We start from the raw sequence: 14,077 nt of genomic DNA on the forward strand, positions 1-14,077 counted from the left end.
GTCGAAGACGCTACCGCCGATTCGACATCATTCCGCGGCGAGCGTCTCCAGGACGCCGTCGCCGTACTTGGTCAGCTTGTTCTCGCCGATGCCGCTGATCGTGCCCAGCTCGGCCAGCGACGTCGGCCGGTCGGTGGCGATCTGCCGCAGCGTCGCGTCGTGGAAGATCACGTACGCCGGGACGCCCTGCTCCTTGGCCACCGCCGCCCGCCACGCGCGCAACCGCTCGAACACCGGCGCCGCCTCGGGCGCGAGATCGGCGGCGGCCGCCTTCTTGCCGCTGGACGACCTGCTCCTGGAACGCACCCGCTCGGGCTCGCGGCGCATCATCACCTCGCGCCGCCGGCCGAGCACCTCGCCGCTGTCCTCGGTGAGCACGAGCGTGCCGTAGTCGCCCTCGACCGCGAGCAACCGCAGCGCGAGGCACTGGCGGATCACGCCGCGCCACTCGGTGTCCGTCAGCTCGGTGCCGATCCCGAACACGGTCAGCTGGTCGTGCCGGAACTGCTTGACCTTGTCGGTCTCCTTGCCGAGCAGGATGTCGATCAGCTGCCCGGCGCCGAACTTCTGCCCGCGCTCGTGCTGCAGCCGGAACACCGTCGAGAGCAGCTTCTGCGCCGCGATCGTGCCGTCCCAGGACTCCGGCGGCGTCAGGCAGGTGTCGCAGTTCCCGCACGCGTCGCCCTGCTGGCCGAAGTACGCCAGGAGTTGCGAGCGCCGGCACTGCACCGTCTCGCACAGCGCGAGCATCGCGTCGAGGTGCGCGCTCAGCCGCCGCCGGTGCGCGAGGTCGCCCTCGGACGTGTCGATCATCTTCCGCTGCTGGACGACGTCCTGCAGCCCGTACGCCAGCCAGGCGGTGGACGGCAGGCCGTCACGCCCCGCGCGGCCGGTCTCCTGGTAGTAGCCCTCGACCGACTTCGGCAGGTCGAGGTGCGCGACGAAGCGGACGTCCGGCTTGTCGATCCCCATGCCGAACGCGATCGTCGCCACCACGACCAGCCCGTCCTCGCGCAGGAACCGGGCCTGGTTCGCGGCGCGGGTCCGGCTGTCCAGGCCGGCGTGGTACGGCAGGGCCTCGATCCCGTTCTGGGTCAGGAAGGCCGCGGTCTTCTCGACGCTGTTGCGGGACAGGCAGTACACGATGCCCGCGTCGCCGGCGTGCTCGGTGCGCAGCAGATCGAGCAGCTGCCGTTGCGGATTGTCCTTCGGGACGATCCGGTACTGGATGTTCGGCCGGTCGAAGCTCGCGACGAAGTGCTTCGCGTCGCCGAGCTTCAGCCGGGTCGCGATCTCCTGGTGGGTCGCCTCGGTCGCCGTCGCGGTGAGCGCGATCCGCGGCACGTCGGGCCAGCGCTCGTGCAGCTCGGACAGCATCAGGTAGTCGGGCCGGAAGTCGTGGCCCCACTGCGACACGCAGTGCGCCTCGTCGATCGCGAAGAGCGCGATCTTGCCCTGGTCGAGCAGCCGCACGGTCGCTTCCACCCGGAGCCGCTCGGGCGCCAGGTACAGCAGGTCGAGCTCGCCGGCCAGGAACGCCTGCTCGACCTCGCGCCGCTGCTCGAAGTCCTGCGTGGAGTTGAGGAATCCCGCCCGGACGCCGAGCGCGGTGAGCGCGTCCACCTGGTCCTGCATCAACGCGATCAGCGGCGAGATGACCACGCCGACGCCGGATCGCACCAGCGACGGGATCTGGTAGCACAGCGATTTGCCGCCGCCGGTCGGCATCAGCACCAGCGCGTCGCCGCCTGCGACGACGGTGTCGATGATGTCGCCCTGCTCGCCGCGGAAGGCGTCGTACCCGAACACCCGCCGGAGGACCTGGAGGGCTTCGGAATCGGGCAGCTCGGTCGTCTCACTCACCCCGGCGAGTCTAGTGAGATCGCGCCGACGATGCTGGCGCGATCGCCGATACCTGTGGATTACCGGACAGGTCGGGGAGTTCCTCACGGATCCACTGCCGCGGTGAACAGCCCGCGATCGCTCGGAACTCCCTGGTCAGATGTGCCTGGTCGGCATACCCGGCGGCGGCCGACAGCTCGGCCAGCCGGATCCGCGGCTGCCGGCGTAGTTGTTCGGTGACGCGCTCGAACCGCAGCACGCGGGCCGCGACCTTCGGCGGCAGACCGAACTCCGACGTGAACCGATCGGTGAGATGCCGCCGGCTCCACCCGACCTCGGTCGCCAGCTCCTGGACCCCGACCGAGCCGCTCGCGCCGCACAGTCGCTGCCAGGCCCAGCCGAGCTCGGGCCGCACAGCACCGGGACGGCTCCCGTCGAGTTGCCGCAGCAGCAGGGCCTCGAGCAGGTCGAAGCGTGTCTCCCAAGTCGGCGCCTCGCGCAGCTGCTCGGTCAGCTCGCGCGCGGGCCGGCCGAGGACCTCGTCCAGGCCGAACACCGTCGACGCGAGGGCGCCCGGCGGCAGTCCGAGGAGCGCTCGGGCGGCCGGGGGAGTGAGCGAGACCTGTACGCCGGCGCGGCTCGGTGTCTGACCGATGTGGACCGCCCGCGAGTGCAGTCCTCCGACGAGTGCGTCGTACTTGTCCACCGGGCCGCCCGGCCACGCGACGCCGAGGGGCTCGTCGAGGGTGATGACGAGCGTCAGGTGGCGCGAGGGCAGGCCGCGGTGCAGCGCCGGGGGATCACCGGCGTACGCATAGCCGGTGATGTCAGGCACGAAGGGGCGCAGCGCGGGGTGCGCCGCGCGGGTGTGATGGCCCAGTCCTGCCATGCGTCCAGGCTAGGACCGTCCACCGACATTTAGGTTGTGTGTGTGCCCCGCGGGTGGCCGAACCACCGACCGGAACGCTTTGGTGATTCCTGAGTTCTGAGTGGTCGTCCGCGGGGCCGGTCTGTGTTCGGCCGGTGTTCCTGTTCGGGAACTTGGAGCTGCTCGCCGCGGGGTGGGTCGGACTCCTGCTTGTGGAATGTCTGGGCTGTGCCGTCGTCGAATCGGGCCTGGTGTGTGTGGTGTTGGGATCCGGTGATGTTGGAAGGGACGCGTGTGGAACTGACCTTGGGTATCGATGTCGCCTGTCGTGCCGCTCATCAGGCCTCGCTGGCCCGCCCGGACGGGACGTTTGTGTGGACCGGGCGGAAGTTCTTCACCCGGCCGGCCGAGCTGGAGGCGCTGTGGGCCGCGCTCGGTCTGGCCGAGGGCGACACGGTGCGGGTGGTGCTCGAGCCCACCCGGAACGCCTGGGCACCGCTGGCGTCATGGCTGCGCCGCCGCGGCGCGAAGGTGAGCATGGTGCCGACCACGCAGTCGGCCGATCTGCGGGCGTACTACTCCAAGCACACCAAGAACGACCACCTGGACTCCAAGCTGCTCGCCCGGCTGCCGCTGCTGCACCCTGAAGGGCTGCGTGAGCACACCAGCAACGGGCCGGCCGAACCGCTGCGCCGGATCGTGAAGATCCGGTCCTCGATCGTGAAACGCCGTACCGCGGTGTTCCAGCGCCTCGACGCCCAGCTCGAGCTGCTCGGCCCGGCCTGGTACGAGGCGCTCGGCTCGAACTACGGCAAGGCCGCGCTGGCGGTGCTGGCCCGCTACGCCGACCCGCACGCGCTGGTGCGGCTCGGGCAGGCCCGGCTGACCCGGTTCCTGATCCGGCACTCGCGCGGCGCCTGGCGCGACGACCACGCCCGGGCACTGCTCACCGCCGCGAAACAGTCCCTGCAGCTGTGGGGCACCGACACCGAAACCGGGATCGACTTCGCCGAACTGGCCGCCGATATCGCGGTCGAGGCCGAACAGGCCCAGGTCCTGACCGACCAGATCGACGACCTCGACGAACGAATCGCGAACCTCTACGCCGAGGCCGACCCCACCGCCGTCATCGCCTCCGCACCCGGCGTCGGCCCGGTCACCTCCGCCATCATCACCGGCCGGATCGGCGACCCGCACCGGTTCACCAGCCTGGCCGCGATCCGTGCCTACTCCGGCCTCGTCCCGAAAGTCGCCCAGTCCGGACAGTCCCACCACCAGCACGGCCTCACCAAGGCCGGCGACCCGCTACTGCGCGAAGCCCTGTTCACCGCCGCCGACCAAGCCCGCAGAACCGATCCCCAACTCGCCGCGAAATACGCCCGGCTGATGGCCACCGAACGGCACCACGACTCCGCGATCTGCCACATCGCCACCACTCGTCCGCGAGCACCACAAGATCGACCCCAAAACCCGCGACAAAGCCGCCCACACCCGCGTGTCCAAGCGACACAAAGCAAGAACGGGCCGGGAGCCACAGGAGTCGCCAAGCGCTCCAACATCCCGACCCGCCAACACCAACCCTACGACCCACCAAGTGGCTTGACATCCCTTAGGAACTCAGAAACCGCGGCTCCAGAATCCGGGACCCGCATACCGTCATTCGGACGGGCGTGGCACTATCAGGAGATACGCCACACCTAGCTAGGAGATGTTCGTCGTGCCTGCTCTGAGGTCCCGCACTGTCACCCACGGCCGCAACATGGCGGGCGCTCGCGCGCTCATGCAGGCCTCTGGGGTAGCCCGCGAGGACTTCGGGAAGCCGATCATCGCGGTGGCGAACAGCTTCACCGAGTTCGTGCCCGGTCACACCCACCTGGCCCCGGTCGGCCGGATCGTCTCCGAGGCGATCCACGCGGCCGGCGGGATCGCGCGCGAGTTCAACACGATCGCCGTCGACGACGGGATCGCGATGGGCCACGGCGGCATGCTCTACAGCCTGCCGTCACGGGACCTGATCGCCGACTCGGTCGAGTACATGGTCGAGGCGCACTGCGCGGACGCGCTGGTCTGCATCTCCAACTGCGACAAGATCACCCCGGGCATGCTGATGGCCGCGCTCCGGCTGAACATCCCGACCGTGTTCGTCTCCGGCGGCCCGATGGAGGCCGGCCGCGCGACGCTGGTCGACGGGACGGTCCGCAAGCTCGACCTGATCGACGCGATGTCCGAGGCCGTCAACGAGAACGTCTCCGACGCCGACATCCTGCGGATCGAGGAGAACGCCTGCCCGACCTGCGGTTCCTGTTCCGGCATGTTCACCGCGAACTCGATGAACTGCCTGACCGAGGCGATCGGCCTGTCGCTGCCCGGCAACGGGTCGGTGCTGGCCACCCACACCGCCCGCCGCGCGCTGTACGAGAAGGCCGGCGAGACCGTCGTCGGGCTGGCCCACCGCTACTACGACAACGACGACGCGACCGTGCTGCCGCGCTCGATCGCGTCGAAGGAGGCGTTCGGCAACGCGATGGCGCTGGACATCGCGATGGGCGGCTCGACGAACACGATCCTGCACCTGCTGGCGGCCGCGCAGGAGGCCGAGGTCGGCTTCGACCTCGACGACATCAACGCGGTCTCGCGCCGCGTCCCGTGCCTGGCGAAGGTCGCGCCGAACGTCGCGCCGCAGGGCACGTACTACATGGAGGACGTGCACCGTGCCGGGGGCATCCCCGCCATCCTCGGCGAGCTGCACCGCGCCGGCCTGCTGAACCAGAACGTCACCACCGTGCACAGCGACTCGATCGACGAGTGGCTGAAGACGTGGGACCTGCGCGGCGGTTCGCCGTCGCCGGAGGCCGTCGAGTTGTGGCACGCGGCGCCGGGCTGCAAGCGGTCCGCGCAGGCGTTCTCGCAGTCCGAGCGGTGGGAGACGCTGGACACCGACGCCGCGAACGGGTGCATCCGGGACCGCGAGCACGCGTACTCCAAGGACGGCGGCCTGGCCGTGCTGAAGGGCAACCTGGCCGTCGACGGCTGCGTGGTGAAGACGGCCGGTGTGGACGAGTCGATCTGGACGTTCGAGGGTCCCGCGGTGGTGTGCGAGTCGCAGGAGCAGGCCGTCGAGAAGATCCTGGCCAAGCAGATCCAGCCCGGCGACGTCATCGTGATCCGGTACGAAGGCCCCAAGGGCGGGCCGGGGATGCAGGAGATGCTGTACCCGACCTCGTACCTGAAGGGCCGCGGCCTCGGCAAGGTCTGCGCCCTGATCACCGACGGCCGCTTCTCGGGCGGCACGTCTGGACTCTCGATCGGCCACGTCTCGCCCGAGGCGGCGTCCGGCGGGACGATCGCCCTGGTCGAGGACGGGGACCGGATCCGCATCGACATCCCGAACCGCTCGATCGAACTGCTGGTCACCGACGACGAACTGGCCACCCGCCGCGACGCCCTGAACGGCGTCTACGCCCCCAAGTCCCGCGACCGCAAGGTCACCACAGCCCTCCGCGCCTACGCCGCCATGGCCACCAGCGCCGACAAGGGCGCCGTCCGCGACATCAGCAAGCTGGGCTAGAGCTCCAGGTCGAACGCCAGGTTGATTGCCTCGGCCAGGGCTGGTTCCTGGTCGGGGTGGAGGTGGCCGATCAGGCGGCCGAGCTGGGACTTCGGGATGGTTTGGATGTTGTCGCAGGAGATCGCGCTGGCGTGGTCGAGGCCGTTCTCCGGGCCGACCCGGACCTCGGTGGACAGGCCGCGGATCGTGCTGGTGATCGGGGCGACCGTCACGTTGGTGAGGCGCGGGCGGATCAGTTCGCGGGTGAGCACCACCACCGGGCGCGGCTTGTCGAGCCGCGCGATGTGGATCGGGCGCATCAGTCGAGGTCGCTGAGCACGGTCCCGGCGGCCGCGGGGGCGAGACCCTCGAGATCCGGGTAGTCGCCGTACTCGTTCAGGATGGCGAGGTCGCGGGCGGCCAGCTCGCGGCGGCGCTCACGCTCCATCGCCCGGGCGACCACGGACGCCCGGCTGGTCGCCTTGTCGGTGGCGACCAGTTCGTCCATGAAGTCGACCAGCTCGTCCGGCAACCGCACGGTGATCTGCTTGCTCATACCAAAACCATACCGCCCCGGGATTCAATCCGGTAGTGCGTCAGTTGGGGGAGAGGGCGGACCAGCTGATCAGGTCCGTGGCGGGGAGGGACGGGAGCGCGGCGATGGCGGAGAGCTCGGTGTCGATCAGGCCGACGAGTTGCGCGAGGCGGGTGGTGACGTCCTCGGCCTCGAGGAGCTTCTGGCGGTCCGGTGTCATCAGCTTCATCGCGGCCGACATCAGGTAGGACAGCGTGCCCGGATCGTCGGGGAGGTCGCCGAGGTGCAGGCCCGGGCGGCTGATCTCGCTGACCGCCGCGGCGTACCTGCGGAAGCGTTCCAGCGCGACCGTCGCCGTCCCCAACGGGTCGTCGCCGAGGTCGTCGGGCAGCCACTCGACGTCGGCGACCAGGTAGTCGCCGGTGCCGTCCAGTTCGGTCACCTTGAACCGCCGGTTCCCGGTCAGCGTCACCTCGATCGGGCCCTCGTCGTCGGCGTCCACCGCGATCTCGGAGATCGTCGCCGCGCAGCCCGTCCCGTACAGCGACCGGAACACCCGCTCGCCCAGCTCGTACCCGTCCCGGACCGCGAGGGCGCCGCAGATCAGTTCGCCGCCGTTCTCGACCAGGTCCCGGACCACCGCCCGGCCCTGCACGTCGGTGACCGGAATCGAGACCACCAGGCCGGGAAAGATCACCGTGTCGACAGTGAGCAACGGCAGGCGGGAGTCCATGCCGACGAGCGTAGTGGACGCAGGCCCCGATCACGTCCGGTGACCGGCCGCCCTGTGGATATGGCGTCGGGGGTGCGGGGCGTGACCACTAGACTGACTCCCATGATTCGCCGCGTCGACCTGCGGGGCCGAGTGGCGGCCGGAGAGGTCTCCGACCTCCAAGCCGAAGTGAATGCCCTCGTTCCCCGAGCCGTGTTCGACGTCGAGAAGGCTCTCGACGTCGTCCGACCCATCTGCCTGGACGTCCGCCATCGCGGCCTCGAGGCGATCCGGGACTACGGTGAGAAGTTCGACCATGTGCGCGTCGAGGACATCCGGGTCCCGGCCGCGGCGCTGAAGTCCGCGCTGGAGGAGCTCGACCCGCAGGTGCGCAGCGCCTTCGAGGAGTCGATCCGCCGCGTCCGCGAGGTCAGTCAGGACGAGCTCACCGCCGATGTCACCTCCGAGCCCGCACCGGGCGGGCGGGTGACGCAGCGGTTCGTCCCGGTCCAGCGCGTGGGTCTCTACGTGCCCGGCGGCCGCGCGCCGCTGGCGTCGAGCGTCGTGATGAACGTCGTACCGGCCCAGGTCGCCGGCGTGCCGTCGCTCGCCGTCGCCTCGCCGCCCCAGAAGGAGTTCGGCGGGCTGCCGCACCCGACGGTGCTCGCGGTGTGCGCGCTCCTCGGGATCGAGGAGGTGTATGCGATGGGCGGCGCCCAGGCGATCGCCGGTTTCGCGTACGGCTTCGAGGGCTGCAAGAAGGTCAACCTGATCACGGGCCCGGGCAACATCTACGTCGTCGCCGCCAAGCGCAACCTGCTCGGTGAGGTCGGCATCGACTCCGAGGCCGGACCGACCGAGATCGCGGTCCTGGCCGATGCGACCGCTGACCCCAAGCACGTCGCCGCTGACCTGATCAGCCAGGCTGAGCACGACCCGATGGCGGCCAGCGTGCTGGTCACCCCGAGCGAGTCGCTCGCCGAGGCGGTCGAGGCCGAGCTGCCGCCGCAGGTCGCGCAGACCAGGCACCGGGACCGGGTCGCCGAGGCGCTGTCCGGTCAGCAGTCCGCGATCGTGCTCGTCGACGACCTCGAGCAGGGCACCGCGGTTGTCGACGCGTATGCCGCCGAGCACCTGGAGATCCAGACCGCGGACGCCGAGGAGCGGGCCGGCCTGATCACCAACGCAGGCGCGATCTTCGTCGGCAGCTGGTCTCCGGTGTCGCTCGGCGACTACTGCGCCGGGTCGAACCACGTGCTCCCGACGGCCGGCTGCGCGTGCCACTCGTCCGGCCTGTCGGTGCGCAGCTTCCTCAAGGCGATGCACGTCGTGAACTACTCGCGCGACGCGCTGCGCGAGGTCGCCGGTCACGTGGTCACGCTCGCCGACGCCGAGGATCTGCCCGGCCACGGTGCCGCGGTCTCCGTCCGATTCCCCGAGGAGCAGTGATGGGCCGCTTCGACGGGCTGCCGATCCGCGAGGAGCTCAAGAGCTTCGAGCCGTACGGCGCCCCGCAGCTCGACGTCCCGGTGCTGCTGAACGTCAACGAGAACCCGTATCCGGCGAGCGAGGCGACCGTCGCCGACATCGCCGCCGCGGTGACCGAGGCCGCCCGCGGCATGAACCGGTACCCGGACCGCGAGTTCCTCGGCCTGCGCGCGGACCTCGCGGCGTACCTGGCCCGGGAGTCCGGCGCGCACCTGGAGCCCGAGCAGCTCTGGGCGGCGAACGGGTCCAACGAGGTGATGCTGCACGTCCTGCAGGCGTTCGGCGGCCCCGGCCGGACGGCGTTGTCGTTCGCCCCGACCTACTCGATGTACCCGGAATACGCGCGGGACACGAACACCGCCTGGGTCACCGGCCGCCGGGCCGAGGACTTCACGCTCGACCGGAGCAAGGCGATCGCCGCGATCTCCCGGCACCGCCCGTCGGTCGTGCTGCTCGCCTCGCCGAACAACCCGACCGGGACGGCGCTGCCGATCGACGTGACCGAGGCGATCGTCGCGCACGCCGCCGCGCACGGCGCCGTCGTGGTGGTCGACGAGGCGTATGCCGAGTTCCGCCGCACCGGGACGCCGAGCGCGGTCAGCCTGCTGCCGTCGTACCCGAATCTCGCCGTCGCCCGGACGATGTCGAAGGCGTTCGCGATGGCCGGCGGCCGGGTCGGGTACCTTGCCGCCAGCAAGCAGTTCGTGGACGCGCTGCGGATCGTCCGGCTGCCGTACCACTTGTCCGCCGTGACCCAGGCGGTCGCGCGGGCCGCCCTGCGGCACTCCGACGAGCTGCTCGGCCGGGTCGAGCAGTTGCGCGTCGAGCGCGACGAGACCGTCGACTGGCTGCGGTCGCTCGGGCTGCGCGCCGTCGACTCGGACGCCAACTTCGTCCTGTTCGGCACGTTCGCGGACCGGCACGCGGTCTGGCAGGCGCTGCTCGACGACGGCGTCCTGATCCGGGAGACCGGCCCGGACGGCTGGCTGCGGGTGTCGATCGGCACCGGCGAGGAGATGGCCGCGTTCCGCGCCTCGCTGGAGCGCATCGTGAAGAGCGACGTAGGAAGGTTGTCATGAGCCGCAGAGCGCGGATTGATCGGGAGACGAGCGAGTCCAAGGTCCTCGTCGAGCTGAACCTCGACGGCGAGGGCCGGGCGGACATCTCCACGGGGGTCGGCTTCTACGACCACATGCTCAACGCGCTCGCCAAGCACGCGCTGCTGGACCTGCACGTGAACACGGTCGGCGACCTGGAGATCGACGCGCACCACACGGTCGAGGACACCGCGATCGGGATCGGGCAGGCAATCAAGGAAGCCCTCGGCGACAAGCGCGGGATCCGCCGCTTCGGCGACGCGACCGTGCCGCTGGACGAGGCGCTGGTGCACTGCACCGTCGACCTGTCCGGCCGTCCGTACTGCGTGCACACCGGCGAGCCGGACGGGCAGGTGTACGCGATCATCGGCGGCGACTACGCCGGTTCGCTGACCCAGCACGTCTTCGAGACGCTGGCCTTCAACGCCGCGATCTGCGTGCACATCCGGGTGCTGTCCGGCCGCGACCCGCACCACATTGTCGAAGCGCAGTTCAAGGCCTTCGCCCGCGCGCTCCGGGCCGCCGCCGAGCTCGACCCGCGGCAGCCGGGCATCCCGTCCACCAAGGGTGCTCTGTGAGCAAGAAGGTCGTGCTTCTGGACTACGGCTCGGGCAACATCCGGTCGGGGGAGCGCGCGCTGCGGCGGGTCGGCGCGGACGTCACGGTGACTGCGGACTTCGACGCGGCGTGCGACGCGGACGGTCTGCTGGTGCCGGGCGTCGGCGCCTTCGAAGCGTGTATGACCGGGCTGAAGGCGGTCCGCGGCGATGTCGCGGTCGACCGGCGGCTGACCGGCGGCCGTCCGGTGCTCGGGATCTGCGTCGGCATGCAGATCCTGTTCACCCGCGGCATCGAGCACGGCGTCGAGACCGAGGGCTGCGAGCAGTGGCCCGGCACCGTCGAGCGCCTCCAGCCGGTGGACGGGGAGCCGGTCCCGCACATGGGCTGGAACACGGTCGACGTACCGTCCGGCACGACGCTCTTCGACGGGCTGGAGAAGGAGCGGTTCTACTTCGTGCACTCGTACGGCGTGCGGAGCTGGGAGCTGACCGACACCCGCGAGTCCGTCACGCCGCGCGTCACCTGGACGACGTACGGCGGGGACAGGTTCGTCGCCGCGGTCGAGAACGGCCCGCTGTCGGCCACCCAGTTCCACCCGGAGAAGTCCGGCGACGCCGGCGCGACACTGCTGGAGAACTGGGTCCGCTCGCTGTGAATGAGTGACACGCGTTCACTTGCCGTTCGGTTGTTGTTTACCGTACGTTCACTGGTCACCACTGCTTGTCGTCGAGCTAGGGAGACCGCCCCATGACCAGTTCTTTGTCCAGGCGTCAGTTCGTCGGCCGTGCGGCCGCGGCAGGTGTCGCGGTCAGTGTGGCCGGTTCGGTCGACGCGCTGTACACGGCGCAGCCGGCACTTGGTACGTCCGGCCCGAAGATCGGCTACGGCCCGCTGATCGAGGACCCGGACGGCATGCTCGACCTGCCGCGCGGGTTCAGCTACAAGATCCTGTCCCGCGAGGGCACCGTCCGGCCGGACGGACTCCCGACACCGAGCCGCTTCGACGGTATGGGCGTGTTCCCGGACCGCGACGGCGGCTCTCGTCTGGTCCGCAATCACGAGTGCAGCCCGACCTCGAAGATCAAGGTCGTCGCGCCGGCCGAGCGGACGTACGACCCGGCCGCCGCCGGCGGCACCAGCACGCTGGCGGTCGACCGGCACAACGCGGCCTCCAAGGAGTTCGTCAGCCTCGGCGGTACGGCGATCAACTGCTCCGGCGGTCCCACGCCCTGGCGTACCTGGCTGACCTGCGAGGAGACCGAGCTGAAGGCCGGTCAGAGCGGCTACACGAAGGACCACGGCTTCATCTTCGAGGTCGATCCGTACGACGACCGCCGCAACGTCAGTCCGTTCGCGCTGACCGCGATGGGTCGCTTCCAGCACGAGGCGGTCGCGATCGACCCGCGGACCGGGATCGTCTACGAGACCGAGGACGCGTTCGTCGCCCCGCTCGGCGGCTTCTACCGCTTCCTGCCGAACCGGCCGCGCGGCGGCTGGGGTTCGCTGCGGGCCGGCGGCGAGCTGCAGGCGATGCACATCCCGGGCCTGCCGGACCTGTCGGTGGTCCAGGAGGCGGGTGCGGAGTTCCACGACGTCCAGTGGGTGACGGTGCCGGATCCGCTGGCGAAGACCGAGTCGGTCCGCGCGCAGGACTACGCCAAGCCGATCACCGGCGGCTACAAGCTCGAGGGCTGCTGGTGGGGCGATCTGGACCGCTGCGTGTATTTCGTGTCGTCGTTCGCGCGGACCGAGCTCGGCCCGAAGGTCGACCACGACGGCCAGGTCTGGAAGCTGGACCCCCGCAAGCGGACGCTCCGTCTCGAGGTGATCTTCACCCGCCCGAAGCCGGGCTCCGACGACCCCGAGTTCGACGCCCCGGACAACATCACGATGTCGCCGTACGGCGGGCTGATGATGTGCGAGGACGGCCTCGGCGAGCAGCACATCCTCGGCACCACGGAGGACGGCGAGGTCTTCAAGTTCGCCCGCAACCGGGTCAACAACGGCACCCCGGAGGAGCCGGAGTACGGCGAACTGTCCGGTGTCGGCTTCTCCGCCGACGGCCGGACGATGTTCTTCAACGTCTACAACCCCGGCATCACGTACGCCATCACCGGCCCCTGGCGCCGGCGCCGCTAACTGCCCCCCACCCCACCCGCCCACCTGTGTCCTGCCGCCTGCAGTCCAGTCACACGAGGGGATATCCGTCCCCGTTGGGGGTTCTTCGCTCGTATACCACCGGAGAACCCCCAACACGCGTGGAGAGCCCTCGCGTTCGATGGTGCGGTTGGGCGGTAGGTAGTGGCGCTGGGCGCGGTTCGGGCCGGGCTAGGGGGTCGCGCCGGGGAAGGCGACCGGCGCGCCGCCCCAGGTGAGTTGGCTGGCGGCGACCGCGAGCAGGCTCTCGATCGCGAATGCCCGGACGGCCGGTTGTTCGGCGGCCTCCACGAGGTCGCCGTACACCGCCGCGATCCGGCGCTCGATGATCAGGATCAGCGCGCTCGCGGTGGCGGCGGTGTTGACCGCCAGGGGAAGGTCGTACGCCGGTTCGGCCGCGACCGGGGTCTCACCGGCGGCGACCAGCAGCGCGCTCAGGCGGTCGCGGTTGTCACGGTGACTCTCGAACGTGTCATTCGCCGCGCGGAACCGGGCACCGCTCAGCTTGCCCCCGGCCACGCCGACGCCGTACAGCGCCGCATGCTCACCCGCGAGGGCCGCCTGGAGGGCTTCGACCTGCTTCACGCGTTGTCCTTCTTCTTGGCGGGGGCCAGGGTCGTGCCGAGTTGGGTCTCGGCGGCGGCGATCTCGGCCAGAAGGCGCGCCGGCGCGCCGGACAGCTTGGCCGCGGCTGCCGCGTGGGCGACGGCGGCGGCCTTCTCCTGCTTGGCGATCGCGGCCAGCGCGGCCTGCGAACTCGCCGGGACCGCGGTCTTCGTCGCCTGCGCGGCCACGCCCTGGGTCTCCTTGAGTTTTGCCAGGTGGCTCACGTGGTACTTCGCCCCGGCGGCGAGCTGGGCCCGCAGCGCGGGGAACCTGCGGGCGGCGGTTGCGTAGAGCTGGGACAATTGAGTCACCAGGGTCGCCGCACCGCTGAGTGCCGCGACGACCGCGGGATCGACGGCGGGTGTCTCCTCGGCCGGCGCCCGCGACGTGGACGGCTTGCCGTTCACGGCACCCGGCGTACCGGCCCCTGCGGCAGGGTCGTCCTTGCAACCGCTCAGCGCGACCGCGCCCGGGACGAGGGCGGCGGTCACGACGACGGTACGTCGGCTCAGGCGGCGATCGGGCACGGCGGAACGATACCCGGTCGCGCGCCCACGACCGGCCGGGGACGAGGCGGTGACCGGGATCGGAGGGCGGGCCGGATATGGTGGGCTACTGCCCTTGGCGCGACCGCCGGGGCGGCAACGGGTGCACAACTGGAGAG

General features: G+C 70.5%; 14 protein-coding genes. 7 read left to right on the forward strand and 7 right to left on the reverse strand.

The window, feature by feature from the left end:
• Positions 1-27: 27 nt before the first annotated feature.
• Entirely contained in the window at positions 28-1,863 is a 1,836-nt protein-coding gene (gene recQ / locus AB0I12_RS23860) for a DNA helicase RecQ (RefSeq protein ID WP_359933476.1), read from the reverse strand.
• Between the two features lie 10 nt (positions 1,864-1,873).
• The gene (locus tag AB0I12_RS23865) at positions 1,874-2,731 is read right to left on the reverse strand and encodes a helix-turn-helix domain-containing protein (RefSeq protein WP_359933478.1); all 858 of its coding nucleotides are present in this window, start codon (positions 2,729-2,731) and stop codon (positions 1,874-1,876) included.
• Between the two features lie 273 nt (positions 2,732-3,004).
• Here AB0I12_RS23865 and AB0I12_RS23870 point away from each other — a divergent pair, with 273 nt between their 5' ends.
• Positions 3,005-4,411 (forward strand): IS110 family transposase, encoded by a 1,407-nt coding sequence (locus tag AB0I12_RS23870; protein WP_359933480.1) that lies wholly within the window; start codon positions 3,005-3,007, stop codon positions 4,409-4,411.
• A 16-nt stretch (positions 4,412-4,427) separates the two neighbouring features.
• Positions 4,428-6,278: a dihydroxy-acid dehydratase gene (ilvD, locus tag AB0I12_RS23875; RefSeq protein ID WP_359933482.1), complete on the forward strand. Its 1,851-nt coding sequence runs from the start codon at positions 4,428-4,430 to the stop codon at positions 6,276-6,278.
• On the opposite strand, the gene AB0I12_RS23880 is transcribed toward ilvD, so the two are convergent.
• The 3 genes from AB0I12_RS23880 to AB0I12_RS23890 are packed head-to-tail and all read right to left on the reverse strand — an operon-like array spanning position 6,275 to position 7,525.
• Complete coding sequence (locus tag AB0I12_RS23880; RefSeq protein WP_359933484.1) at positions 6,275-6,577, reverse strand: type II toxin-antitoxin system PemK/MazF family toxin; 303 nt, start codon at positions 6,575-6,577, stop codon at positions 6,275-6,277. The genes ilvD and AB0I12_RS23880 overlap by 4 nt on opposite strands.
• Positions 6,577-6,813, reverse strand: coding sequence for a YlcI/YnfO family protein (locus AB0I12_RS23885; protein ID WP_359933486.1), 237 nt, complete (start codon positions 6,811-6,813; stop codon positions 6,577-6,579). Before AB0I12_RS23885 ends, AB0I12_RS23880 begins: the two co-directional genes overlap by 1 nt.
• Positions 6,814-6,853: 40 nt before the next feature.
• Entirely contained in the window at positions 6,854-7,525 is a 672-nt protein-coding gene (locus AB0I12_RS23890; protein ID WP_355689981.1) for an LON peptidase substrate-binding domain-containing protein, read from the reverse strand.
• A gap of 102 nt (positions 7,526-7,627) precedes the next feature.
• On the opposite strand from AB0I12_RS23890, the gene hisD reads away from it, so the two are divergent.
• From hisD to AB0I12_RS23915, 5 genes are all read left to right on the forward strand, one after another.
• Complete coding sequence (gene hisD / locus AB0I12_RS23895; RefSeq protein ID WP_359933489.1) at positions 7,628-8,953, forward strand: histidinol dehydrogenase; 1,326 nt, start codon at positions 7,628-7,630, stop codon at positions 8,951-8,953.
• The gene (locus tag AB0I12_RS23900; RefSeq protein ID WP_359933491.1) at positions 8,953-10,071 is read left to right on the forward strand and encodes a histidinol-phosphate transaminase; all 1,119 of its coding nucleotides are present in this window, start codon (positions 8,953-8,955) and stop codon (positions 10,069-10,071) included. The genes hisD and AB0I12_RS23900 overlap by 1 nt, the downstream gene beginning before the upstream one ends.
• Entirely contained in the window at positions 10,068-10,667 is a 600-nt protein-coding gene (gene hisB / locus AB0I12_RS23905) for an imidazoleglycerol-phosphate dehydratase HisB (RefSeq protein ID WP_359933493.1), read from the forward strand. Before AB0I12_RS23900 ends, hisB begins: the two co-directional genes overlap by 4 nt.
• Positions 10,664-11,305: an imidazole glycerol phosphate synthase subunit HisH gene (gene hisH / locus AB0I12_RS23910; RefSeq protein ID WP_359933495.1), complete on the forward strand. Its 642-nt coding sequence runs from the start codon at positions 10,664-10,666 to the stop codon at positions 11,303-11,305. Before hisB ends, hisH begins: the two co-directional genes overlap by 4 nt.
• A 92-nt stretch (positions 11,306-11,397) precedes the next feature.
• Positions 11,398-12,789, forward strand: a complete 1,392-nt coding sequence (locus AB0I12_RS23915) for an alkaline phosphatase PhoX (protein ID WP_359933497.1) — start codon at positions 11,398-11,400, stop codon at positions 12,787-12,789.
• Between the two features lie 189 nt (positions 12,790-12,978).
• Here AB0I12_RS23915 and AB0I12_RS23920 read toward each other — a convergent pair whose 3' ends face one another.
• A complete protein-coding gene (locus AB0I12_RS23920) occupies positions 12,979-13,392 on the reverse strand; it encodes a ferritin-like domain-containing protein (protein WP_359933499.1) in 414 nt (137 codons plus the stop codon).
• On the reverse strand, positions 13,389-13,940 hold the full coding sequence (locus AB0I12_RS23925; protein ID WP_359933501.1) for a cell division protein FtsK: 552 nt from the start codon (positions 13,938-13,940) through the stop codon (positions 13,389-13,391). Before AB0I12_RS23925 ends, AB0I12_RS23920 begins: the two co-directional genes overlap by 4 nt.
• Between the last annotated feature and the right edge of the window lie 137 nt (positions 13,941-14,077).

It is taken from the genome of Kribbella sp. NPDC050459 (assembly GCF_040655315.1).
Lineage (GTDB): Bacteria > Actinomycetota > Actinomycetes > Propionibacteriales > Kribbellaceae > Kribbella.